Origin of the sequence: Kosakonia sp., assembly GCF_032104925.1 — a bacterium.
Lineage (GTDB): Bacteria > Pseudomonadota > Gammaproteobacteria > Enterobacterales > Enterobacteriaceae > Kosakonia.
The window spans coordinates 231,652-255,523 of record NZ_DAMCGF010000001.1 but is presented as its reverse complement, the minus strand read 5'-3'; the positions used below and the strand labels follow the sequence as shown (position 1 = coordinate 255,523).

Genomic DNA, 23,872 nt, shown 5'->3' with positions numbered 1-23,872 from the left:
ACACTGAATTAATTAGCCAATATACATATGAGTATTCGAACCCGCAGCTCTGGATGAAAATTCGTTTTTTTGCAAAAAGCGTTTAATACGACCATGGCGCAATCTTAAACTAAAATGCTCATGCGCATGTAGTTTTTCACGACCAAGACTTAATGCTATGACAGCTAAATTATCTGCATTATGAATAGCCGTTTTCAAACGACTTAACCCAGCAGGTCTTACATCTGCTCCTTTACCAATAATGTCACTGTCCATTTCCCCATACCATTTCTCAAATCCAAGAATAGCACTTTCTATAAATTTATTAATATCATTAGTTGCAATCTTTTTTGTATAAAAATAATCCATACTTCCTTCTGATTTATATACTTCACTCCATTTAGCACTACGATACAAACCGCTAAAATGCGAAGTTTCATGTAAAAGAGTTTGTATATTCCTTATGTCACCTGCTTTTTCTAAAAAGTTGTTGGTAAAAAAAACATTCCCTGCATGTTTACCTTTCTGATCCGCATACACATATGCATTGACGCGTTCAGAACCTTCACTTGTATCATATATAAATGAGGCTTTCGCCAGTTTTGCGCGCATAAATTTAAACCTACCTAATAACTCATCTTTAAATCTTGAAGTCTTCACTTTGGTTTTGGAGGTTGTACCTTGTAAAACTTCTCTAATCCTTTGTTTTGTATCTCCTGATATTTTTTTATCACTAAGTTTTGCGATCGCAGCATCCAATACACCAAGTGCATTGGTGCGCTGATATTCTATTTCAACATCTTCAACCGGCGTAAAGTCATCGTCATTTCCATTAAAACTATTAAGCCCCTGATGGTCATTCAATATCACAGGATTATTCCTCACCATTGTGAACAGGTTTAGACCATCCACCGTCCCCGCCGGGTCTGCGGAAAGCCACCGTCCCGCCCACGGCTGATAATAGCGGTAGCCGTAGTAATACAGCCCGGTGGCGTCCTGCTCCTTGCCGGAATAACGAATTGTTTTGTAATCCGCCTCCAGCTGGCTGCGCGCGGCAAACAGCGCTGTGCCACCGAACGGGTAATACTCCTCCTGGCTGATAAGCTCACCGCTGCTGTCCACTTCCAGACTGCTGCTGCCGGTGAGGTTGTCGTAGCTGTAGCGCACCGCGTCATTGCTGATACCGGCGGGCTGCCCGCTCTCCCAGTGCAGCACCCGCACCTGCGCGCGTCCGGCCACGCCGACGGTTATTACCTGTAATTCTTCGGCTGCGCTGCTGCGCAGCTCCAGACCCGGCAGATAAACCACCCGTCTGGTCTGCGTGCCGTTGCCGGTCAGCTGCGAGGTGATTTTGACGATGCGCTGGCTGCTGGCGTCGTAGCGGTAACGTTCGCTGTCTTCCGCTGCACCACTGCGGGTGACGGGCGTGACTTTTTGCAGTTCCTGTCGCGCCGTCCATAGCAGGCTCTGCCCCGGTAAAAGCTGTTTCTGCTGGCCACCGGCAGTGAACAGCGCCTCCACATCCGACGGGTTTTCGGTGAGTGTGCTGATTACCGCCCGGTTGCTGCGGTCGGATACGGTGATACTGGTGGTGTAGTTGTTGCCGGATGCCGGGGCGCTGTGCTGAATTTTCGTCAGATTACCGGCGTTATCGTAGGTGTAAGTGCGGGTGTAGTTTGTGTATGTGGCGTTATCGAAGGAGGTGTAATCAGGCAGGTTACTGTTCTGCTGTACCGCACTGGCCATTTCGCGTCCGCTGGCGCTGACCAGCTGGTAAAGGCTGTCGTAGGCGTAGTGATTTTCGGGAACGACTTCCTGATTGCGCCAGAAACGGGTCTCCTCGGCATCATTAGTAATCACCAGCACATTGCCTACCGGGTCGTATTCGTAGCGCAAATCCTGCAGTACTTTTGCATTCGTCGAACGTTCAGTTTTGATACCGACCAGACGTTGGGTTTCGGCTTCATAACTGTATGTTGTCACCACGCCGTTGCCGTGCTCCTCACGCAGTTTCTGCCCGGCAGCGGACCAGGTCAGGGATTTCACAATTACCTGCTCGGAACCGCCATTCACCGTCAGCCAGCTTCCCTTCAGCAGCCCCGCAACATCATAGGCCACGCGCTGGATATTACCTTTCGCATCGGTGGTGGTGAGTACATTTCCGGCGGCGTCCACCGTGCTGGTCGTGGTGTAAGTTTCGCCCGCCAGCAGGTCATTCCACGCGGAAGCATCCGCACCCTGCCAGTCTGCTTCGGCATCGTCCGGCAACAACTGGCGGGTGACGGCAAGCGGCACGCCGTTCAGGGAAAGGCTGGTCGTGGAAAGCAGACCTGCCGGGTCATAGTGGCTGACAAGCTGACCAGCGAGGTTATGGCTCTGTTCATCTGCGGAATGACCGCCCCGGGCGAACCGCTCCGTAACGCGCGCGCTGCCACCGGCAACCTGCTCGGTAATGCCGAGCAACCGCCCCGGCAGGTCTGCCTCTTCATACTGGAAGGTGCGGGTGATGGCGGCGCTGCGGTCATTCCCTGAGCCAATATTGCTGACCTGTAAAAATGTCCGCCCGGAAGCGTCATTCAGGGCAACCATGGTTCCGGCATCGGCACTCTGCGTACGCAGCGGCGTGCCGTTCAGGTCGGAAAGATAACTGAAATTCTCCCGCCCGGCGGCGTACAGCCGCGGGTCGACGCTCTGTGACGGCAAACCGCGCGCATCAAACTGATGGCGGGTGATGCGCTCGTCGGTGGTGTCCGGCGTTTCCGGGTGGCGGTGATAAACGATGTCACGCACCGCCAGGCCACGGTTATCCAGCACCGTGACCGACGGGGTTTTACTGTAAAGGGAAAGACTCATGGAATACTCCGTTAGATGTTAGGCAACCAAAATGGTCACCGAAAGTATAGTTGACGGCCTCTGCAAAGTTTGTCGGATTTGATTTATATGTATTTTCAGAGGCGTTCCCATTCTGCACTGGGCTGGATGACGCCATCCGAATTCGCTGAGAAGTCTTCCGGTTGGCAGAATATGCAGCCAACATGAAGCCGGTTATTCCTGATTACGACTGGATCATGTTCGGGGTCAGGGTCAACAGTCAAAATGCCCTGACAACCGCTCATTGAATCGCCACGGGTTAAACAGGCACCCCATCCCCACCAACCCGACGTTTTGTCTGCGATTCAGTGATGTTTAACTTTCTACTAAAAGAGGGGGTTGTGAGCTGAAAGGCTGCGACAGGTGAAAAGCAGGCGGGATCACATGTCGTGCACCGCGTAGCAAGCAGGCTGTCCATTATCGTTTGAACTATATTGTTCTAATGACGTGGAAGGCTTAGCCAGTCTGGATGCAGTCAACGTAGCTGACACAAAGCAAGTATATCTCTGCGAGGCCGTATGAAATTTCCAGGAATCCCCGAAAATGAAGAAGAACGATTAAAGTCTCTCCATCTGGCAGACCTGCTGGATACAGGTGCCGATGAACGTTTTGATCGTTTAACTCGCCTTGCAAAAAAGGTCTTCCAGGTGCCTGTCGTACTAATAAGCCTGCTTGATCGCGAGCGCCAATGGTTGCTTGCATGTGAGGGGCTGGGTATTAAGGAAACGCCCCGTAACATCTCCTTTTGTGGTCATGCCATTTTGCAGGAAGGCCCCTTTATTGTTAACGACGCAGCTAATGATGAACGCTTCCATGATAACCCTCTGGTGACGGGTGAGCCTTACATCAGATTCTATGCAGGCTACCCGGTACATCTGCCTGATGGACAGGTAGCAGGTACGCTTTGTCTGATCAATACCACCCCCCGTGGCTTTAACGACGATGATATTGCCTCACTCAAGGATTTAGCCTTTATTCTGGAAGATGAATTCAGGGTGATTGGAATGGCCATGACAGATAGCCTGACAGGTATCGCTAATCGTCGTGGCTTTTACAGGACGGGGGAAAAACGATTCCGCAGCCTTGCTAAAGATAATGCGGCATTTAGCCTTATCTTTTTTGATCTGGATAGATTCAAACCTATCAACGATCTCTGGGGGCACGCTGAAGGTGATGAAGTATTAAAAGTATTCTCAGCGCTGTTGCACCAATATCTTGGCACCGGAGATATCGTAGGACGTCTTGGTGGGGATGAATTCGCCGTTCTCGTTACGCAGCAGGCTCATGCTGATGCTTTCTTGAACAATCTCCGCAAGAGTGTGGATGAGTACAACAAAAAATCGGGTAAGCCGTACAACATTAATTATTCCTTTGGAATGTTGCATAGTGACGCGCGTCGTTACCAGTCGCTGGGGGAGATGCTTAAAGAGAGCGACGAGGTGATGTACTCCGCAAAGCGTCGTAAGAGGATATAAGCGCACATCTTTCACAACTTGCCCTCATGCGTTCAGTAACAGGTGAGCGGAAACAGATTCCGCTCGTTCTTTCATCATTCTCCCCTTCTCTCTGCATGTTTGTTACTGCACGAAGCCCACATCACCATCATCTGGACAGCGGATAATTCGGGGGTAAATACGCCGCCGAACACCGGTAATCAGGTGCAGCCAGTGCTGCCAAACCCGGTGATTGTGGATCCGCTACCCGGCTGCGCCGTCGCGGGTAACGGGCCTGACCTGCTGTAATTCGTGGCGCGCCGTCCACAGCAGGCTCTGCGCCCGTAAAAGCTGTTTCTGCTGGCCACCGGCAGTGAACAGCGTTCCGACATCGTCCGGGTTTTCCGTAAACGTGCTGCGCGCACCGCGCGGTTGCTGCAGTCGGATACGGTCATGTTCACGGTGTAGTTATTGCCGGACGCCGGGGCGCTGTGCCGGATTTGTTTCAGATTACCGGCGTTATCGTAGGTGTAAGTGCGGGTGTAGTTTGTGTACGTGGCGTTATCGAAGGAGGTGACATCAGGGAGGTTACTGCTCTGCTGTACCGCACTGGCCATTACGCGTCCGCTGGCACTGACCAGCTGGTACAGACTGTCGTAGGCGTAGTGATTTTCGGGAACCACTTCCTGATTGCGCCAGAAACGCGTCTCCTCGGCATCGTTGGTAATCACCAGCACATTGCCCACCGGGTCGTATTCGTAGCGCAGGTCCTGCAGCACTTTTGTGGCGGAGACTCGTTCCGTTCTAATGCCAACAAGGCGCTGGGTTTCCGCTTCGTACGAATATGTGGTCACCACGCCATTGCCGTGCTCCTCGCGCAGCTTCTGCCCGGCGGCGGACCAGGTCGGGGAGATAACTGAAATTCGCCCGCCCGGCGGCATACAGACGCGGGTCGGCGCTCTGTGACGGTAAACCGCGCGCGTCAAACTGATGGCGGATGATGCGCTCGTCGGTGGTGTCCGGCGTTTCCGGATGGCGGTGATAAACGATGTCACGCACCGCCAGGCCACGGTTATCCAGCACCGTGACCGACGGAGTTTTACTATAAAGGGATGTACTCATAAGATTCCCCGCTTAAATTGTCTACTTTTGCATCAAATGCAATAAAGAGTATCAGCGGAGAAACAGGAACAGCGGGCTGTGAACGAACGGCCCGCGTCAGGCCAGAATACGGTCGGCAACTAACATGCCGGTCGCCATTTGCAGATTAATGTATTGCGCCAGATCACGCTGTTCCGGGCGTGGCAGATACGGCAATTCACCGACCAGCGGCGCGGGCAGTTTTTTGCTCAGCACATTGATAATTTCGGCATAGTGCGCAAGCCCCGGATTGATGCGGTTCGCCACCCAGCCAATCAGCGGTAAGCCGTCACTGGCGATGGCCTGCGCGGTCAGCAAGGCGTGGTTAAGACACCCTTCCTGAATACCCACCACCATAACCACCGCCATCTGCTCCTGCACCACCCACTCCGAAAGCGGGCGTAAGTCATTCATTAAGCTACGCCAGCCGCCAGTGCCTTCCACAACCACGTGATCGACGCGATTGCAGAGATCAGCCAGGCCATTCGATAACAGGGTGTAATTGATGGGGCAACTGTGCGCGACGCTGCTCTCTTCTTCGCTTAATGCGATGGGGTTGACCGCCTGGTAAGGCAACTCCAGTGACGAAACGCTTTGCAACACCAGCGCATCTTTATTGCGCAGCCCTTCCGGCGTCTCTTTGCTCCCTTTAGCAACAGGCTTGTAACCCGCCACCGTTTTACCACTGGCTGCCAGCGCCTGGAGTAGCGCGCGGGACGCCACTGTCTTCCCGACAGAAGTGTCTGTACCCGTTACAAAGAAACGCTTAAGCATCACTCATCCCACCGTTGTTCTACGAAAATATAAACCAGGAAAATAATTCAGTGGGGAAAGTCTAAGGTAACTGCCTGGGGGCAAGATTGAGGTAGCGCAATTTTTATGGCAACAGTGTAAAAATGTTACCCCTGCAACAAACGGATAAGTAAAGATCCGTTATACATCGCGTCTTTTACCAGCGCCGCACCGGCCATGGTGCCCTGGTTGGTAAATTGCGTGCTTTCCACGCTAATGTGCTGGCTGTATGCGGGCAACGCCTGCTGGCGAATGCACGCGGCAATGGCGGGAAAAAGCACGTCTGCCGCTTTGCTGAGCGGCGATCCAATCAGTATTTTTTGCGGGTTGAACAAATTCACCATGATGGCCAGAATGCGTCCAATGTTCGCACCCACGCCGCTAATGATATCTTTCGCCAATAAATCGCCCTGCTGCGCAGCCTGGCAGAGCCACTCCACGGTCAGCGGTTTTTGGTGCAGCATCGAACTCATTGACTGGCTCATGCGCAACTGCGCCAGTTCCAGCACGCTCTCGACGCTGGCGATGGTTTCAAGGCAACCGTGGTTGCCGCAATAACAGCGTTTGCCGTAGGGATCAACCTGCGTGTGGCCAATCTCCACCAGGCTGCTGCTTCCGGCATGCAACAGGCGCCCGTCAGTAATCACCCCCGCCCCAACGTTGTGATCGATAACCACCTGAATCACATCCCTTGCTCCGCGCGACGCGCCAAACAGGGCTTCGGCCATCGTCCATGCGCTGATGTCATGCTGGACATACACCGGCACACCAGTGTGCTTTTCCAGCGCTTCACCCAGCGGCATATCTTTAACATCGTCATAAAAGGGCATGCGATGAACGATACCGTTTTCGGTATCAATAATGCCGGGCAGCGTAATCGCGATGGCGGTCAAACGTTCCAGTTTGTTCTGGTGGCGGGTAAAGAAGCGGTCAATATGCAGAATAATGCGATCCAGCAGCGGTAGTTCATCCACCAGCGCTAACTCAAGGCGGTCTTCGACGACCAGTTTGCTGCTCAGATCGCGCAGGGAAAGAAAGATCTCTTCCCGGCTGATGCGCAAAGAAAGGTAGTGCCAGGCTTCGGTCTCAACCACCAGCCCGACCGCCGGACGCCCGCGGCTGCCAGGCTCCTGGATTTCCGTCTCCTGCACCAGGTGGGCTTCGAGCATTTCACGTACTATTTTCGTAATACTGGCCGGAGCAAGTTGCGCCAGGCGTGAGAGATCGATGCGCGATACCGGGCCAAGCTGATCAATCAGGCGGTATACCGCCCCCGCATTGGTCTGCTTTATTTGATCAATATGCCCAGGCTGACTATCAGCAACCACCTCTGACTCCCTTATTTTCACGCTTCGAAATAAACGTTCGGCTATGGTGAAACACTTCACTGGTCGCCGTCAAATATTTACCCCGGCGTGTGATTTACAGCACATTTTGCAATGACTTATGTGCAAAATTTATCCGTCAGCAGCGGTGATCAACTGCTGCTTAAAGCGGGCGGCAGCGCTGCCCTGCTCATGGTGTTTTGACCAGACTAACCACATTTCTGATACCGCATCCGCTTCAATAATCGGCACCCAGCGCATTTCCGTTAGCTGCACACGCCGGAATGACGCCGGTAATATCGACACCCCTAACCCGGCCGCCACCAGGCCGATAATGGTCATCGCTTCGCCCACTTCCTGCGTAATGGTTGGCACCAGCTGATAACGGCGCATCAGGCCGAGGATCTCGTCATACAGACCGGTACCGACATGCGGATCGAAAAAGACAAACGGCTCCTGTGCCAGTTCCACCAGCGACACCGCCGAACGCGCCGCTAAAGGATGATCTTTGTGGATCATCGCCAACAACGGTTCACGCAGGATCACATCCCAGGCCAGCGTCTCCGGCAACGGCGTGTTACGCATCAGCCCCAAATCCAGCAACCCTTCATTGAGCGGCGAGATCTGTTCACGGGTATTGATTTCGCGTGTCTGGATATGTACATCCGGGTAACGCTGGCGGAACGAAGAGAGCGTGTCGGAGACCGCTTTTATGAACGGTGCGGAGGAGGTAAAACCAATGCGCAGCTCCCCGGTTTCCCCCTGGTGTAGCCGCATGGCGCGTGCGGCGGCTTCATCGACCTGGCTTAAAATTTGCCGACTATCTGCCAGAAACTGCCGCCCGGCAGGCGTGAGTGACACACTACGGTTGGTGCGGGCAAGCAAGCGCGCACCAACTTGTTGTTCAAGGATCTGGATTTGCTGGCTTAACGGCGGCTGCGAGATATTCAGCCGCGCCGCCGCATGACCAAAATGCAGCTCCTCGGCAACGGCAATAAAGTAACGTAAATGACGCAGTTCAATATTCATATTTAATACATATTATTTGAGATTATTAATATATTAGACAGAATATTGCCACTTTCATACCCTTAGCGACGTGGTAAGCCCGTCACCAAAATCACGGGTATAAAACGTTAAGGATCTCCAGTGAGTCGTACAACAACCGTTGACACCGGGCCGGCAAGCGTCGTCGACGAAAAACCAGTCTCTTTGCCGGGACAATTTATCAAACGTGGTACTCCCCAATTTATGCGCGTCACGCTGGCGCTCTTTTCCGCCGGGTTAGCGACATTCGCCCTGCTGTACTGTGTTCAACCCATTTTACCGGTGCTGTCACAGGAGTTTGGCGTCTCTCCGGCCAGCAGCAGTATTTCCCTCTCGATCTCCACCGCTATGCTGGCGATTGGTCTGCTGTTTACCGGCCCGCTTTCGGACGCCATCGGGCGAAAAAAAGTGATGGTCACCGCGCTGCTGCTGGCATCGTGCTGCACATTATTGTCAACCATGATGACCAGCTGGCACGGCATCCTGGTAATGCGCGCGTTGATTGGCTTATCGCTGAGCGGCGTTGCGGCCGTTGGCATGACCTATTTAAGCGAAGAGATCCACCCCAGTTTTGTTGCCTTCTCAATGGGGCTGTATATCAGCGGAAACTCCATCGGCGGCATGAGCGGACGTCTGCTGAGTGGCGTGTTTACCGACTTTTTTAACTGGCGTATCGCGCTGGCGGTAATTGGCTGCTTTGCGCTGGCTTCCGCACTGATGTTCTGGCGGATCCTGCCAGAATCACGCCATTTCCGCCCAACCTCGCTGCGGCCAAAAACGCTGTTTATCAATTTCCGCCTGCACTGGCGCGACCAGGGATTGCCGCTGTTGTTTCTGGAAGGCTTTTTGCTGATGGGCTCGTTCGTCACCCTGTTTAACTACATCGGTTACCGCCTGATGCAATCGCCGTGGATGCTGAGCCAGGCGGTGGTGGGGCTGCTTTCCGTTGCCTATTTGACGGGCACATGGAGTTCGCCGAAAGCCGGGGTGATGACCAATAAATATGGGCGCGGACCGGTGATGGTTGGCGCTACCGCCATCATGCTGCTGGGGTTGTTGCTCACGCTGTTTTCAACGCTGGGGCTGATTTTCATCGGTATGCTGCTGTTTACCGCAGGCTTCTTTGCCGCCCATTCCGTTGCCAGCAGCTGGATTGGCCCGCGCGCGCGACGCGCCAAAGGCCAGGCCTCGTCGCTCTACTTATTTAGCTACTATCTCGGCTCCAGCGTGGCAGGGACATTAGGCGGCGTGTTCTGGCACAGCTATGGCTGGAACGGCGTCGGCGGTTTTATCGCCGCCATGCTGGTGATTGCCATCCTGGTGGGAAGCAGGCTCCACTCTCGCCTGCACTGATGCCGCGATAGTTAACGGCCCTGCGCATGCAGGGCTTTTTTTTACTCTGTGCTTGTGTGTGTTAAAACAGACTCAAAATCGACGCCGCGCCCATTAATTCCCGCACCGCATCAAGCGCCAGCAGAGCAAATATTACCCAGACAAAAGGATTCATAATATTACTGCGTTACGCGTTGGTATTGGTTATTTAAATAGATTATTCCTATTATGATACAGTTCAGGAAAAGTATTGAATAACTACTACTTTTAGGTGGTTACACGATCACACGCTAAAAATCAGAGGCATTATGGACAAGCATAACTATCACCAGCTCACCCGCACTTTCCTGCGCCTGTCGCGCTTTTCACACCTCGCTTCGATTGCCAGCTGGGATATGTTTGCCATGATGCCGCCAGGCGGTAGCGCAGCACGCGGCGAAGCGCTGGCAGAGTTAAGTGTCCTGCGCCACCAGATCCTGACCGATAAACAGGTGGGCGAGTGGATCGCCAACGCGCGGCAAGAAGATCTGGACGATATTGAGCAGGCCAACCTGCGCGAAATTGAACGGCACTACCAGGAAGCGGCATTGCTGCCAGAATCGCTGGTTGAAGCGCAGTCGCTGGCGGGCAGCAAATGTGAGCACGCCTGGCGCACGCAGCGTCCGGCCAATGACTGGACAGGCTTTTCAGCCAACCTGAAAGAGGTAGTTAAACTGGCGCGTGAAGAGGCCAGACTGCGGGCCGCCGCGAAAGGGTGTTCCCCGTATGATGCGCTGCTGGATAAATTCGAGCCGGATATGACCAGCGCCCGCCTTGATGAACTGTTTGGCGAAGTAAAATCCTGGCTGCCGGATCTGCTGAAAAAAGCGGTGGCAAAACAGGAGCAGCAAGCATTGATAGCACCGCAGGGGCCGTTCCCGATTGCCGACCAGCGCGAACTGGGTTTGCAGGCGATGAAGGAACTCGGTTTCGACTTTAATGGCGGGCGGCTCGACGTCAGCGCCCATCCTTTCTGCGGCGGCGTACCGGAAGATGTGCGTATTACCACGCGTTACGATGAAAATGAGTTGCTGAGCGCGCTGTTCGGCGTGGTACATGAAACCGGCCACGCGCGTTACGAACAAAATCTGCCGCGCAGCTGGCCGGGGCAGCCGATTGCGCTGGCACGTTCCACGGCGATTCATGAATCACAAAGCCTGTTCTTTGAAATGCAGTTAGGCCGCAGCGAGGCTTTCCTGCGCCGCCTGCAACCGGCCATTATTGAACGTTTCGGGATGCAACCGGCGTTTGAAGCGCGCAACTTTGTCGCCTGGAACCAGCGCGTAAAACCGGGTTATATCCGTGTCGATGCGGACGAAGTGAGTTACCCGGCGCATGTGATCCTGCGTTATGAGATTGAACGCGCGCTGATCGACGGCGAGATTGAGGTTGACGATATTCCGGGGTTGTGGAATGAAAAAATGCAGGCCTGGCTGGGGCTTTCCACCGAAGGCAACTACCGCAACGGCTGTATGCAGGACATTCACTGGACCGATGGCGGCTTTGGTTATTTCCCGTCGTATACGCTCGGTGCCATGTATGCCGCGCAACTGTTCCACGCCGCGCGAACCGCGCTGCCAGGCCTGGACGAGGCGATTGCCGCAGGCGATCTTACGGCGCTCTTTGACTGGCTGCGACAAAATATCTGGCAGCACGGCAGCCGCTTCAGTACCGCGCAGCTTATTCAGAATGCCACCGGCGAAGCGCTAAACGCCGACTATTTCCACCAGCATCTTCTCCGCCGTTACCTCTGATATACCCGCGCCGGAGCAGCAGTTCCGGCGCGGTTCCTCGCTCTGTACATTACGTTACACGCCGAAACCAATCACTCACGGAAGGCGTTTAATTACAGGGATATAGTTCTTTCAACGGCCCCGCAGTGGGGTTGAATGAAGAAACCAATTCGAGGATATCGGAATGAAAAAAGTATTAGCTCTGGTTGTTGCCGCTGCTCTGGGTCTGTCTTCTGCTGCTTTCGCTGCTGACACCGCTACTTCTACCCAGGCTCCGGCTGCTGCTCCGGCAGCAACGACCGCTGCACCGGCTGCCACCACTAAAGCTGCACCGGCTAAAAAAGTGCACAAAAAACACAAAAAAGCCGTTGAGCAGAAAGCTCAGGCCGCAAAAGTGAAAAAACATCACAAAAAAGCAGCTAAACCAGCTGTAGAGCAGAAAGCTCAGGCTGCGAAAAAACACCACAAAAAACACGTTAAACACACTGCGACCAAACCGGCTGCACAACCGGCTGCATAAGTAAACGTGTCTGATACCGGCGTTCGTATCAGAACGCTGTGACAAGTCGGCGCTGAACCCTTAGGGTGAAGCGCCGTTTTTCTCTGGAGGGCCTATGATGCTGCGACGTTATCGTTTTGAAGTCATTCTGGCGATGTTAATCATCTGCGCACTGATTGCCGTCCGCTTTTATCTTTATTAATGTAGCACGCTGATTTTACTCCCACTTTCTGCTCGTCCCGTCTATATTTGTTTACCTGGGCTTACGTTAATAATCATAATTACCCCACCAGAGTGTGATATGCGAAAAACCGTTGTGCTGTTGCTGGGACCGCTGTTTTTGTTTTCCGCTGTTGGACATGCTGACGATGGCGGCGATGACGCGATAAGCGCCCGTGATGTGAAAACGCTCTTTTTTGGTCATGATGACAGGGTTCCTGTTACTACCCCTACCAAAGCGCCGTGGGATGCGATTGGTCAGCTGGAAACCGCCAGCGGCAATCTGTGCACAGCTACGCTTATTTCGCCGCACCTGGCATTAACCGCCGGGCACTGCCTGTTAACACCGCCGCGCGGCAAAGCGGACAAAGCCGTAGCGCTGCGCTTTGTTTCGCAACGAGGCAGCTGGCGGTATGAAATTCACGGTATCGAAGGCCGTGTCGATCCGTCGCTCGGCCACCGCCTGAAAGCCGACGGCGATGGCTGGATTGTTCCCTCTTCTGCCGCGCCCTGGGATTTCGGGCTGATCGTGTTACGGTATCCCCCTTCCGGCATTACGCCGCTGCCGATCTTTGTCGGCGATAAAGATGAACTCACCGCCGCATTAAAAGCGACCGACCGTAAAGTCACGCAGGCGGGCTACCCGGAAGATCATCTTGATAGCCTGTTCAGCCACCAGGACTGTGTTGTCACCGGCTGGGCGCAAAATAGCGTATTGTCACACCAGTGCGATACGCTGCCCGGCGACAGCGGTTCGCCACTGATGTTAAAAACCGATGCGGGCTGGCAGTTGATTGCCGTACAAAGCTCGGCGCCGGCGGCGAAAGATCGCTGGCGCGCCGACAACCGCGCCATTTCGGTTACCGGTTTTCGTGACAAACTGGAAGCGCTGGCAAAAGAGGCGGACGAGTAATTCAGCCCTTTCGCAGCAAAGGTAACTGCAAAATATCCTTAATCGGCATCGGTTCGCTGAAATAGTACCCCTGCAGCTGGTCGCAGCCGGCCAGCCGCAGCAGCTTCATCTGCTTCTCGTTTTCCACACCTTCCGCCACCACCTGCATGCCCAGCGCGCTGGCAATGCGGATCGTGCCGCTCACCAGCGCCGAAGCCTGTTCGTCGTCATCCACCAGCCCGGCCAGCGATTTATCAATTTTGATGGTGTCGAAATTAAAGCGCCGCAGGTAACCAATACTCGAATAACCCGTCCCGAAATCATCCAGCGCAACCGCCGTGCCCAACGCTTTCAGATTGGCGATGGCCGAACGGGCGCGCTCCGGGTTTTCCAGCACGTAGGTTTCCGTCACCTCCAGTTGTAAGCGGTGCGCCGGAAACAGGCAGGTTTCCAGCACCCGCGCCACTTTGTCTTCAAATTCCGGGTCGCGAAATTGCGCAGGCGAGATATTAACCGACAATTTCAGATGATTAAGCTGCTGCAAATCGCTGCAGGCGCGGCGCAGCACAAACTGTCCGAGTGCGTAGATAAGCCCGCTGGTTTCGGCAACCGGGATAAAGTCATCCGGCTTGAGTTCGCCATCCGGGCGGCGCGGCCAGCGCGCCAGCGCTTCAACGCCAATCATCGTCTGGCTTTGCGCGTCGACAATCGGTTGATACCAGACATCAAACTCATCGCGCTCCAGTCCGTCACGGATGTCATTCTCAATCATTAATTGCCGTTCACGCGCGCTGTTCAGCTCTGCGTCATAGTGGGTCATTCGCGCTTTGCCGGTAATTTTTGAGTGATACATGGCGATATCCGCGCGGCGAAACAACTCTGAACTGGAGCACTCCAGCAGCGTACCGCTGGCAATACCGATGCTGGCACCAATATGGATAGTACGTTTGCCAATGCGCACGGGCATCTCAAGGTAGCGCAACACGTTATGCGCAAAATCGTCGGCTTTTTCCAGTGACCACGGGCCGCTGAGCGTCATGGCGAATTCATCACCGCCCATTCGCGCCAGCATGCCGCCGGTCGGCACTTTCTGCCGTAACGTATCGGCGATTGTCACAATCAACCGGTCACCAACATCGTGGCCATATATGTCATTCACGTCTTTGAAGCCGTCGAGATCGATAAACACCACGCTGATCATTTCGGGATCGCCCATTGCGCTCAGGTTATCGAGGTGTTCAATCAGCGCGCGGCGGTTAGGCAAACGGCTCAGCCAGTCCGTCAGGGCGATTTTGCGCGCCAGCTTTTCCCCACGCGCCAGTTTGTAAAGCCCGGCGCTGCTGAGGGCGATAAACAGCAGGATCAACCCCGCCGCTAACGCGGCTATCTGGCGGATATTGGCCGCAGCCGCCTGCGCGGCCTCCGCGCCGGGTAAATGCGGCGTCCAGCTCAAATATCCCAGCGTTTCACCTGCCGAACCGCGCAGCGGTATGCTGGCTACGCCGGCATGTCGCGCCTGCAAGCGCAAGTCATCAATCTGAAAGGTCGTTCCCAGATCGCTGAGGAGCTTCGCATTGAGATGGCGGGTGATCACCAGGTAGCGGCGCGTCTCGTCATAAACGTTAAGCCGCCCGCTCGCCGGGCGAATAAGCCCGATACTGACAAATGCCACCCCTTCGCGGGTGCGGGTGATCCCCGCGAAAACCTCTTTTCCCGCGCGCAGCGGCTCGCTGTTATCACGAATCAGCGCGGCCAGTCCGTCACCAAAAAACGCGAGATTAGGCCCGGTAAAAGGCTGGCTGCGAAACGCCCCCCACAGCACGGCGAACTTCTCATCCAGCACAAAGGTACCGTCGTACAGGTTATTGATTTTAAAACCCGAACCCCAGGTGCTGTATAACCATGCGCTATCCAGCTGAGGACGATACGTTTCTTTAACCGCTTCATCCCAGACAGCGTTATCAATGACCAGCGACCGGGTCCGGTTTACCGCCGTCTGAATCGCCCCCTGCACAGACAGCGCGGTGCGGTGTTCATCAATTTCATTGGCCTTGGTGCTAATGAGGTGCAGCGAAAGATAGAGCAGCGCGACGACGGAAACAATCAGTCCGATGCCGGCCATAAAGAGCATGACAAACAGCGTCCTTGCCGTGGGGAGATTGCGCCAGCTTAACGGATTAAACATTGGCCGTCCCTTACTGGTGTCGAGGGAAACAGAGGTGTGGGGAGATAGTATCCTAAGCCTGATACCGCCCGCGAATTTCATTGCCCACAAACGTGGGCAACTTAACATTAGGCGAGTTTTATCAGTGTCATACCGACAATCAGCAGAGCCAGGCCAAGCCAGCCTTTATAATTCAGACGCTGCCCAAAGAGCACCCAGCCGGCGGCGAGCGTGGCGACAATGCCAAACCCGCCCCACAGGGCATACGCCACCGCGAGATCGATACCTTTCACCGCCTGCGATAAGGCGCTAAATGCCGCTAACACAGCGAAAAGGGAAGCGAAACCATACCATTTGCGGCGAAAACCGTCTGAGAACTTTAAAAAGATGTTCGCTGCGATCTCCAGCACAATCGCCATTGCCAGCCACAGGCCGTGAACCCACTCAAACTGCAGCATGGTTACGCTCCTGACGCACGGCTTTGCGCGTCCCGGATTTGATCAACACAATGCCCAGTACCAGCGTAGCCAGACCGGCGGCTTTCAGCGTCGATAATGGTTCATCGAAAAGAAAGACGCTACAAATAGTAATTATGAATATGCCAACGCCTTCCCATAATGCGTACGCCACGCCGAGGGCTATTTTTTTAACCGCGAATGACAGAAAAATATACGACAGCGCAATCATCACCAGCATTAAAATAAAACCGGTGTGACTATCACTAATACTTGCCCATTTCATCGACAACGTGCCGGTTATTTCAGCAACAATTGCCAGGGCTAATAAAATCCAGTAAATCATTTTTTTCTCCTGCTTGAGAACATACTTTCCTGCGGCTTACCGAACGACGGGAAACCGGAAAAACAACGATGTCAGCCGGGCACAACGTGCCAGCTCAGGCAGAGAGAAAACTACAGCGCAGAGCGCCAGTACTGGTCATCTGCCAGCAGGCAGCAGGAAGAAAACGGGAGGGAAGAATCAGGTTTTAAGACGCTGAACAGAATGTCCATATAATTACAATTATCCGCAAATTGCTTCTCATCGTAGCGGAAATAAATTGTCCTCAGTAGTTAAACACCGCCCTTTTTTATCACAGGCTAAGATTTTACTCAAAGTCTTTGCACTTCTTTACGACAAACAAAAACGCCGCCATAAATTTCCAGACGGCGTTTTTAAATATTATTACGCTTGTTTTTCTGTATTCGCCCGCGACTGCGCCAGCAAATTCCATGAGGTAATAAACAGCGCGGCAATCATTGGCCCCAGCACAAAACCGTTAATGCCAAAGAACTGCAGCCCGCCGAGCGTAGTAAGCAGGATCAGGTAGTCCGGCATGCGGGTATCTTTGCCCACCAGCAGCGGGCGCAACAGATTGTCAGCCAGCCCCACCACAATCACGAAGTAGAGTGTCAGAACGGTCGCCGTGACCAGCTCGCCAGTGGAGTAGAGAAAGATCACCGCCGGGACCCAGACAATCGCCGTCCCCACTGCCGGGATCAGCGACAAAAACGCCATTAACGTCGCCCACAGCAGGCTGCCGTTGAACCCGGCAAACCAGAAACCGATACCGCCCAGCGCCCCCTGCACAATAGCCACGACCAGCGTGCCTTTTACCGTTGCGCGCGCCACACCGGCGAATTTCAGAAACAGGCGGCGTTTGATGGTCGCCGACAGCGGCACCACGTCGTAGATTTTGCGCACCAGTTCTGCGCCATCTTTCAGTAAAAAGAACAGTAAATAGACCATCAAACAGAAGCCGACCGTAATTCCCAGCGTGCCTTTGCCGATCAGTACCGCGCTGCCCGCCAGATAGCGCCCAACGCTCAGCGCTACGCCGGAGAGTTTTTCGCGGATCGCGGCGACCGAATCGAAATCATTTTCACGCAGCGAATTTTTTGCCCACTCCGGCAGATGCGCGCTCCCGTCGCTTAACAACTGCGGCAAATCGGTGCCGTTATTCTGCAACCGCTGGTACAGACTATTGACCTCCACGGCGATCGAGGAGAGCACCATCATCAATGGAATAAAGACAATCACGCAGATCAGCAACACGGTGATAAGCGATGCCACGCCGTTACGTCCGCCGAGCAACGCCGATAAACGCATGCGCAGCGGGTAAAAAATCAGCGCCAGGATCACCGCCCAGATAATGGCGGAGTAGTAAGGCTGGATCAGGCTGAAAAACGCCAGACTGACCAGTAATAACAGAATGATAAAAAAGAAATTATTACTTTTAAGTGTCGTCATCCGGGACATCCAATGGGGAAACTGCCCACCAGTGTAGAGCGTTACCCATTGATTGTAAAAACAGAGCCGCCTCCGGTGGCAGCGCCGTTTCGCTGTCAGGGTGCCATCACGGCGACGTTGTTGTCAGCGCCCTCAACGGCGCATTCACCCATTTGTTTTACCTGTGCCAGAAGATTTTCTATCTCAGAAAAAGCTAATGCTTTGGAAAAATACCAACCCTGTGCACAGGATTCCGGCAAATTGCCTTGCAAAAAAAGATGCTGCGCTTCATTTTCGACGCCTTCGAAAACGATAATGCGTGGCATATCTTTAAACATGGCGATAAGACCGGGCAGAATATGGCGGTTAATGGACTGTGTACCGATAGAATCCGTTATTGATTTATCAATTTTTATTTCATCTACATCCAGCATGGACAGCCATTTTAAATTGGAATAACCGGTACCGAAATCATCCAGCGCAAATAACACGCCATGCTCTTTATATAAACATATTGACTGCATAATATCTTCTATGCGGCCACTCTGCCTTTCAGTGATTTCCAGCATGATATGTTTCCCTGCCACGCCTTCTTGTTGCAGGGTATCGATAAGCCGCTGATAAAACGTTTTTGAACAGATATCTGAACAACTGACGTTTATGCTTAGCGTGATATCTTTTTCTCTCAACGCAGCACCGCACTCTTTGATCGCATGTTCAACCACGTAGAGACTTATCTTATTAATTAAACCATTTTCTTCTGCCAGCGGAATGAAAATATCCGGGCCGATATTTCCCATCTGTTTATCATTCCAGCGCAACAGCACTTCGACACCGATGATACTTTTATCTTTTACCCGGTACAGCGGCTGATAAACAAAATGCAACTCTTTATTAATAATGGCATTTTCTAATCGGGTTAATAATGACTGGTTCTCATGCTGATTTTTATTGATTAACGCGCCAATAATCAACCCCACCAACGAGGCGACGCAAAAGAGGAAAAGAAGAATATAGCCGTTGTTATTAAACACGAAAGAGTGTCTGACGCCAGCCACAACGCAGATATCATGCCGCGCATCACATGACTTTTCAGTAATAAAAAAAAGTTCATGCACTTTACCATGCTCTATATTTTCGAGCAGCGATGTATTATTGCCTACGCGGAAAAAATGTTGTTTGTGGTTGTAGTCTCCGACCACCGCATTAAAACCCCAGCGGATAGAATCTTCGCGAAAACGGGTGAAAGCGAAAGGTGACACTGTAACAGAAAAATTATTATTATAAACGACATCCGCAGTGATATTGCTCTCAATCAGTGCATCAAACACCCATGTATAACTGCCTCTGCTCACTTTGTTTTTGAACACATTGAGAGACAACGGCGCAGCATATTTCCCCCACAGCGCGGAACAGATTATTCTGCCGTCTTCAACATAGCCAATATCTTTGATCAGCGGATAAGGCCATAAGCGTTTTCTTAACGCGTGCAGATAGGGATCGCTACACGGAGTGTAGACGGAAAACTCTTCGCGTAATGCGTTAATTTCGCGGACCTGAAGAATAATATTATCGCTGCGGGCAAGTATCGATTCGGCATAATCTTCTACTTTTTCCTGGATAAAAGCATAGTAGGCGACTTGCGCAACAATATAGAAAAAAGCAAAAGATAATAATAACGCTGCTATATATATGGAAACGCCTTTTTTCAGCACCTTTATCATTTTGAATACCTTTATGCAGACCACCCCGCGCTGGCGGTCTGCCTGTCATCAATCCCTTTTGCAGAAAATTATTGGCAACATCCTGGTTACTTTATCGCTTCCGGCGCTGAAAAATCCTGCATGCGCCCCACTCTCCTTATCGGCGCTTTTGGCATTTACTTTAAAGACATCTCGCCCTGGCGCGTGATGTCCCCTCCTGGCACCTCCATTAATGGCGTCTTTCTTTATCCAGCAGCAAGCTGAACGCCGCCGGTAAAACGGTAAGCGTCACCAGCGTGGCGACAACCAGCCCGCCGATAATTGCATAGGCCATTGGCCCCCAGAACACCTGATGTGAAATCGGGATCATGCCCAGAATGGCGGCACATGCCGTCAGCATAATCGGGCGGGCGCGGTGTTCTGCGGCAGCCACAATCGCCTCGTTCGCAGCCATCCCCTGCGCCAGATTGCTGTCCACTTCGCTTATCAAAATGACGGCGTTGCGAATAATCATCCCCGCCAGCGCAATCACGCCAAGCAAGGCGACAAACCCCATCGGCGTGCCGGTCGGCAGCATCGCCAGCACAATGCCAGGCAAACCAAAAGGTGCCATCAAAAGCGCCAGCAACATGCGGGAAAAACGCTGCAACTGGAGCATTAACAACACCAGCATCACGATAAGCGTCACCGGTAGCACCGCGTAAACCGAGCCGTTCCCCTTTGCCGATTCCGCTACCGTGCCGCCCTCTTCGATCCGGTATCCTGCAGGCAGTTGCGCACGCAGTTTATCCACCGCCGGGCGCAGGCCAGCCGACAGGTTTTCGGCACTCACACCGGGTGCCAGATCGGTTTGCACCGTAATAAACGGCAGCCGCTGGCGACGCCAGATAACCGGATCGTCCACGCCCCAGCGCACGGTTGCCACTTCGTTCAGCGGAATTTTCGTGCCGTTAGCGCCAGGCAACATCAGTGTCGATAACGTGCCGATATCCAGCCGTTCACGATCGTTGCCACGGAGAACCACATCCACCAGCCGATCATTATCCCGCACCGTGGTCACCGTACGCCCGGACCAGACCGTATTCAGCATTTGTGCAATGCTCTGCGACGAAACCCCTGCCGCCCGCGCCGCAGTCTGGTTCACCTGCAACGTGATGGTTCTTTCCGGTTCACCAGCGGTTAAATTCACTTCGCGGGCAAGCGATGAAGTGCCAATGTCACTCGCCAGCCGCCGGGCGAACTGTTGTACCCTGGCATAATCCGGCCCGCTAACCCGGTATTTCACTGGCCACCCTACCGGCGGCCCTAACTCCAGCGGCGAAACGCGTGTGGTAAACCCGGCGAACTGGCTTTCCAGCACGCTGTCCAGTTGCTGGCGCAGGCGATCGCGCGCCGCTAAATCTTTTGCCACCACCACCAGTTGCGCCGTGTTTTCGTTATCGCGCAGGACATCCATCGGCAGATAAAAACGTATCGCGCCGGAGCCGACATAGGTCGTGTAGTGATCAATATCTTTGTTACCGTTCAACACCTTTTCCAGCCGTTCGACTTGCTTTTCTGTTTCCAGTTGCGCGGTATTAGCGGGCAGCGACAGGCTGACCAGCAGTTCGGGGCGATCCGATGCCGGGAAAAATTCTCCGTGCATTCGGGTGGCACCCACGCACGCCAGCGCCAGCGCCACCACCGCGAGGCCAATGGTCATTAAGCGGTGGCGCAGCGCGCGCGCCAGTAAGGCCTGGTAGGCACGTGCCAGGCGTCCGCTGCCTTTGCTGTGGCTTTCTATTCTGGCGGGCAGCAGCCAGGCCCCGGTCAACGGCGAGAACAGGATCGCCACCACCCACGAGCAAAGTAGCGCTATCAGCACCACGGCAAATAACGAAAAGCAGTACTCCCCGGCGCTGGAGGCGGCAAACCCGACGGGAATGAAACCGGCGATCATCACCAGCGTCCCGGTAAGCATAGGAAACGCGGTGGTTTTAAAGGCGTAGGTAGCGGCGCTTTTGCGCGATTCGCCGGCTTCCAGCCTGGCGACCATGGTTTCGACGGTGATCATGGCATCATCCACCAGCAGGCCAAGCGCAATGATCAGCGCGCCCAGAGAAATCCGCTGCAAGCCAATACCGGCAAGCATCATTCCGGCAAACGTCATCGCCAGCACCAGCGGTATGGCGGCGGCCACCACCAGCCCTGCCCGCATCCCCAGCGAGACAAATGAAACAGCCAGCACAATCAGCACCGCTTCGACAAGCACCCGCACAAAGCCGCTAACCGCATCACTCACCACTGCGGATTGATCGGCGACTTTTGTCATCTCTATGCCGTGGGGCAACTGGGTTTTAATCTCTGCCATCCTGGCGTTGAGCGCCTGGCCGAAACGCAGCATGTTGCCGGTGGAGGCCATAGAAATGGCCAGCCCCATCGCGGGCTGACCGTTGACACGAAACACTGGCGCTGGCGGTTCGGCGAGCTGGCGGCTCACGGTGGCGATATCGGTCAGGGGAATATAGCGATCGTTGATATGCAGGGTAACCGCCCGCAGGCTCTCTTCCGTGGTCAGCGCGCCGCTAACCCGCAGCGCAACGTTATCCTGCCCGGTACGAATAATCCCGGCTGGCTCGACGGCATTTTGTGCATTGAGTGCATCGCTCACCTGCTGGATATCCAGCCCCATGCCAGCCAGTTGCCGGGGAGAAAACGCAATGACGATCTGCTCCTGCTGTTCGCCCAGCAGAGTGATTCTGCCAATATCATGCACTGACATCAGGTCGCGGCGAATATCTTCCACCCGATCGCGCAGTTCACGCGCCGTGTAGCCCTCCGCCGTGAAGCCATAAATCGTGCCGAACGTATCATCAAATTCGTCATTTACCGCCGGTCCCTGCACGCCCTGCGGTAGCGAAGGCGCAATGTCCTGCATCTTTTTGCGCACCTGATACCAGATGTCCGGCACTTGCGCCGGCGGGGTGTCATCGCGCAGATTTACATAGATAACGGCGCTGCCTGCCCGGCTTTCGCTTTCGATGTAATCCAGCCACGGGATCTCCTGTAATTTTTTTTCCAGTACATCCGTGACCAGCCGGGTAGTGTCGGTAACCGTCGCGCCAGGCCACTGCGCCGAGACCACCGCCGTCTTGATGGTAAACGCCGGATCTTCAGTGCGCGGCAGGTTTTCATAACAGAGGATGCCGGTGGCGATAACCAGCATCATAAAAAAGCTCACCAGTTGCTGGTGTTCAAGCGCCCAGGCAGAAAGATTAAAGCGCGGTTTGGTTTCAACGGACCTCATGGCTGCAGCTCTCCCGGCGTCACTTTTTCACCGGCGCGCAGTTTGCTTACGCCTGCGGTGATAACCCGGTCACCCGCACTGATGCCGGTTGCAATCACCGCAGACGAGGCGGTGTAGCTCGCAAGCGTGACCGTCCGAAGCTGCGCCTGCGACTGTTTGTCGATGACAAAGACCGCTGGCTGGTCGCCGACGCGGCTCAACGCCGAGGCGGGCACCACAAAGCCGGGCGATGTCGCCACCGGAATATCAACGGTGGCGCTGGCACCCAGTGCCATCGCCGCTGGTGGGGACTGAAGCGTCAGCCTGACCTGCCATGTGCGCGTTTGCGGATCGGCCTGCGGGCTGATATCACGCAATACGCCGCTGGTTTTCTGCGTGGGATCGGCCAGCAGCGAGACCGAAAACAGGTGCGTCTTTGCTGCCTGCGCGGTCAGTAATTGCGGATCGGCGATAGCAAAAACCACATCGCGCGCGTCGCTGGTCGCCAGCGTGAAGATGCTTTCTCCGGCGCTGACCACTTGTCCTGCAGAGGCGTTAACGCGGGTGATAACGCCATCGGCAGGCGCGGTCAGTTGGGTCCAGGCCAGATTATCCCGGGCATTGCGCACTGCTGCAGCGCTGCTTTTAAGGCGGGATGCGGCAGACTGCCAGTCGGCACGGGCGCTATCAAGCTGCGTGCGGGCGATCGCGCCGGAGGGCATCAGTTTCTGCATCCGGTTCAGGTTCAGCGCGGCAAGCTGTTCGGCGGCGCGGGCGCTTTCCATATCGGCGGTGGCGCTGGCCAGTTGGTTCTTACCGGTTTCACTTTCCAGCGTGGCGAGCACCTGCCCGGCATGTACGCGCGCGCCGATATCCACCTGCCGGCTGACCATGCGGCCATCCAGCCGGAAAGCCAGCACCGTTTCATCATGGGCGTGGATCTCGCCGGTTCGTACCGTGCCCGGATTCGGCGACGCCTGCGCGACTACCAGATAACGCACAGGCCTGGGCGGTGCGGCGTGGTCTGTTTTTTTCTCTCCGCACCCCGTCAACAGCGGAATGACCGCCGCCGTAACCAGTAACGGAAGCAGAGCGAGGAAGGATAAAGCGCGTGCCGCATTAAAAAGGTGGTGCAGACTTTGACGAAAATAATCGGTGAATTGTTCTGACATGACGCCACTCCGGATCGGTAATGGCGCCATTTAACGTGGCG

At 54.2% G+C, this 23,872-nt stretch carries 17 protein-coding genes and 1 pseudogene; 5 read left to right on the top strand and 13 right to left on the bottom strand.

Annotated features, from left to right (window positions below; genetic code table 11):
* Positions 1-12: 12 nt before the first annotated feature.
* The gene (locus tag RT644_RS01255; RefSeq protein WP_313625153.1) at positions 13-2,832 is read right to left on the bottom strand and encodes an RHS repeat domain-containing protein; all 2,820 of its coding nucleotides are present in this window, start codon (positions 2,830-2,832) and stop codon (positions 13-15) included.
* 536 nt (positions 2,833-3,368) lie between these two features.
* On the opposite strand from RT644_RS01255, the gene RT644_RS01250 reads away from it, so the two are divergent.
* Positions 3,369-4,325 (top strand): sensor domain-containing diguanylate cyclase, encoded by a 957-nt coding sequence (locus RT644_RS01250; protein ID WP_313625151.1) that lies wholly within the window; start codon positions 3,369-3,371, stop codon positions 4,323-4,325.
* Positions 4,326-4,556: 231 nt separating this feature from the next.
* On the opposite strand, the pseudogene RT644_RS01245 reads toward RT644_RS01250, so the two are convergent.
* From RT644_RS01245 to RT644_RS01230, 4 genes and pseudogenes are all read right to left on the bottom strand, one after another.
* Positions 4,557-5,405: pseudogene (locus RT644_RS01245) on the bottom strand (hypothetical protein); the annotation flags it as partial.
* Positions 5,406-5,501: 96 nt separating this feature from the next.
* On the bottom strand, positions 5,502-6,197 hold the full coding sequence (bioD, locus tag RT644_RS01240; RefSeq protein ID WP_044489367.1) for a dethiobiotin synthase: 696 nt from the start codon (positions 6,195-6,197) through the stop codon (positions 5,502-5,504).
* Between the two features lie 125 nt (positions 6,198-6,322).
* On the bottom strand, positions 6,323-7,543 hold the full coding sequence (gene mlc / locus RT644_RS01235) for a sugar metabolism global transcriptional regulator Mlc (RefSeq protein ID WP_016496211.1): 1,221 nt from the start codon (positions 7,541-7,543) through the stop codon (positions 6,323-6,325).
* Positions 7,544-7,672: 129 nt separating this feature from the next.
* Entirely contained in the window at positions 7,673-8,569 is an 897-nt protein-coding gene (locus RT644_RS01230) for a LysR family transcriptional regulator (RefSeq protein ID WP_313625149.1), read from the bottom strand.
* Positions 8,570-8,689: 120 nt separating this feature from the next.
* Here RT644_RS01230 and RT644_RS01225 point away from each other — a divergent pair, with 120 nt between their 5' ends.
* Entirely contained in the window at positions 8,690-9,940 is a 1,251-nt protein-coding gene (locus RT644_RS01225; protein ID WP_016496213.1) for an MFS transporter, read from the top strand.
* A 61-nt stretch (positions 9,941-10,001) separates the two neighbouring features.
* Here the strand turns inward: RT644_RS01225 and RT644_RS01220 are convergent, their stop codons facing one another.
* Positions 10,002-10,094, bottom strand: coding sequence for a KPN_01571 family protein (locus RT644_RS01220; RefSeq protein WP_016496214.1), 93 nt, complete (start codon positions 10,092-10,094; stop codon positions 10,002-10,004).
* Between the two features lie 133 nt (positions 10,095-10,227).
* Here RT644_RS01220 and RT644_RS01215 point away from each other — a divergent pair, with 133 nt between their 5' ends.
* From RT644_RS01215 to RT644_RS01205, 3 genes are all read left to right on the top strand, one after another.
* Positions 10,228-11,712, top strand: a complete 1,485-nt coding sequence (locus RT644_RS01215) for a carboxypeptidase M32 (RefSeq protein WP_016496215.1) — start codon at positions 10,228-10,230, stop codon at positions 11,710-11,712.
* A gap of 163 nt (positions 11,713-11,875) precedes the next feature.
* Positions 11,876-12,211 (top strand): acid resistance repetitive basic protein Asr, encoded by a 336-nt coding sequence (gene asr / locus RT644_RS01210; protein WP_016496216.1) that lies wholly within the window; start codon positions 11,876-11,878, stop codon positions 12,209-12,211.
* Between the two features lie 280 nt (positions 12,212-12,491).
* Complete coding sequence (locus tag RT644_RS01205) at positions 12,492-13,322, top strand: trypsin-like serine peptidase (protein ID WP_097407791.1); 831 nt, start codon at positions 12,492-12,494, stop codon at positions 13,320-13,322.
* Position 13,323: 1 nt separating this feature from the next.
* Here RT644_RS01205 and RT644_RS01200 read toward each other — a convergent pair whose 3' ends face one another.
* The 7 genes from RT644_RS01200 to RT644_RS01170 all read right to left on the bottom strand — a co-directional run bounded on the left by RT644_RS01200 (position 13,324) and on the right by RT644_RS01170 (position 23,831).
* A complete protein-coding gene (locus tag RT644_RS01200) occupies positions 13,324-15,486 on the bottom strand; it encodes a bifunctional diguanylate cyclase/phosphodiesterase (protein ID WP_313625145.1) in 2,163 nt (720 codons plus the stop codon).
* 107 nt (positions 15,487-15,593) lie between these two features.
* Positions 15,594-15,923, bottom strand: coding sequence for a multidrug/spermidine efflux SMR transporter subunit MdtI (gene mdtI, locus RT644_RS01195; RefSeq protein ID WP_016496219.1), 330 nt, complete (start codon positions 15,921-15,923; stop codon positions 15,594-15,596).
* Positions 15,910-16,266 (bottom strand): multidrug/spermidine efflux SMR transporter subunit MdtJ, encoded by a 357-nt coding sequence (mdtJ, locus tag RT644_RS01190; protein WP_016496220.1) that lies wholly within the window; start codon positions 16,264-16,266, stop codon positions 15,910-15,912. The genes mdtI and mdtJ overlap by 14 nt, the downstream gene beginning before the upstream one ends.
* A 381-nt stretch (positions 16,267-16,647) precedes the next feature.
* Positions 16,648-17,712: an AI-2E family transporter gene (locus tag RT644_RS01185; protein ID WP_313625142.1), complete on the bottom strand. Its 1,065-nt coding sequence runs from the start codon at positions 17,710-17,712 to the stop codon at positions 16,648-16,650.
* 95 nt (positions 17,713-17,807) lie between these two features.
* On the bottom strand, positions 17,808-19,415 hold the full coding sequence (locus RT644_RS01180; RefSeq protein WP_016496223.1) for an EAL domain-containing protein: 1,608 nt from the start codon (positions 19,413-19,415) through the stop codon (positions 17,808-17,810).
* Positions 19,416-19,623: 208 nt separating this feature from the next.
* The gene (locus RT644_RS01175; RefSeq protein WP_313625139.1) at positions 19,624-22,680 is read right to left on the bottom strand and encodes an efflux RND transporter permease subunit; all 3,057 of its coding nucleotides are present in this window, start codon (positions 22,678-22,680) and stop codon (positions 19,624-19,626) included.
* Entirely contained in the window at positions 22,677-23,831 is a 1,155-nt protein-coding gene (locus tag RT644_RS01170; RefSeq protein ID WP_313625137.1) for an efflux RND transporter periplasmic adaptor subunit, read from the bottom strand. Before RT644_RS01170 ends, RT644_RS01175 begins: the two co-directional genes overlap by 4 nt.
* Between the last annotated feature and the right edge of the window lie 41 nt (positions 23,832-23,872).

Bases quoted from the DNA above. Each gene is read 5' to 3' on its own strand.
- RT644_RS01255 (WP_313625153.1), bottom strand. From the start codon at position 2,832: ATGAGTCTTTCCCTTTACAGTAAAACCCCGTCGGTCACGGTGCTGGAT.
- RT644_RS01200 (WP_313625145.1), bottom strand. From the start codon at position 15,486: ATGTTTAATCCGTTAAGCTGGCGCAATCTCCCCACGGCAAGGACGCTG.
- RT644_RS01175 (WP_313625139.1), bottom strand. From the start codon at position 22,680: ATGAGGTCCGTTGAAACCAAACCGCGCTTTAATCTTTCTGCCTGGGCG.
- mdtJ (WP_016496220.1), bottom strand. From the start codon at position 16,266: ATGATTTACTGGATTTTATTAGCCCTGGCAATTGTTGCTGAAATAACC.
- RT644_RS01185 (WP_313625142.1), bottom strand. From the start codon at position 17,712: ATGACGACACTTAAAAGTAATAATTTCTTTTTTATCATTCTGTTATTA.
- RT644_RS01215 (WP_016496215.1), top strand. From the start codon at position 10,228: ATGGACAAGCATAACTATCACCAGCTCACCCGCACTTTCCTGCGCCTG.
- RT644_RS01205 (WP_097407791.1), top strand. From the start codon at position 12,492: ATGCGAAAAACCGTTGTGCTGTTGCTGGGACCGCTGTTTTTGTTTTCC.
- asr (WP_016496216.1), top strand. From the start codon at position 11,876: ATGAAAAAAGTATTAGCTCTGGTTGTTGCCGCTGCTCTGGGTCTGTCT.
- RT644_RS01250 (WP_313625151.1), top strand. From the start codon at position 3,369: ATGAAATTTCCAGGAATCCCCGAAAATGAAGAAGAACGATTAAAGTCT.
- RT644_RS01170 (WP_313625137.1), bottom strand. From the start codon at position 23,831: ATGTCAGAACAATTCACCGATTATTTTCGTCAAAGTCTGCACCACCTT.
- RT644_RS01180 (WP_016496223.1), bottom strand. From the start codon at position 19,415: ATGATAAAGGTGCTGAAAAAAGGCGTTTCCATATATATAGCAGCGTTA.
- bioD (WP_044489367.1), bottom strand. From the start codon at position 6,197: ATGCTTAAGCGTTTCTTTGTAACGGGTACAGACACTTCTGTCGGGAAG.
- mdtI (WP_016496219.1), bottom strand. From the start codon at position 15,923: ATGCTGCAGTTTGAGTGGGTTCACGGCCTGTGGCTGGCAATGGCGATT.
- RT644_RS01230 (WP_313625149.1), bottom strand. From the start codon at position 8,569: ATGAATATTGAACTGCGTCATTTACGTTACTTTATTGCCGTTGCCGAG.
- RT644_RS01220 (WP_016496214.1), bottom strand. From the start codon at position 10,094: ATGAATCCTTTTGTCTGGGTAATATTTGCTCTGCTGGCGCTTGATGCG.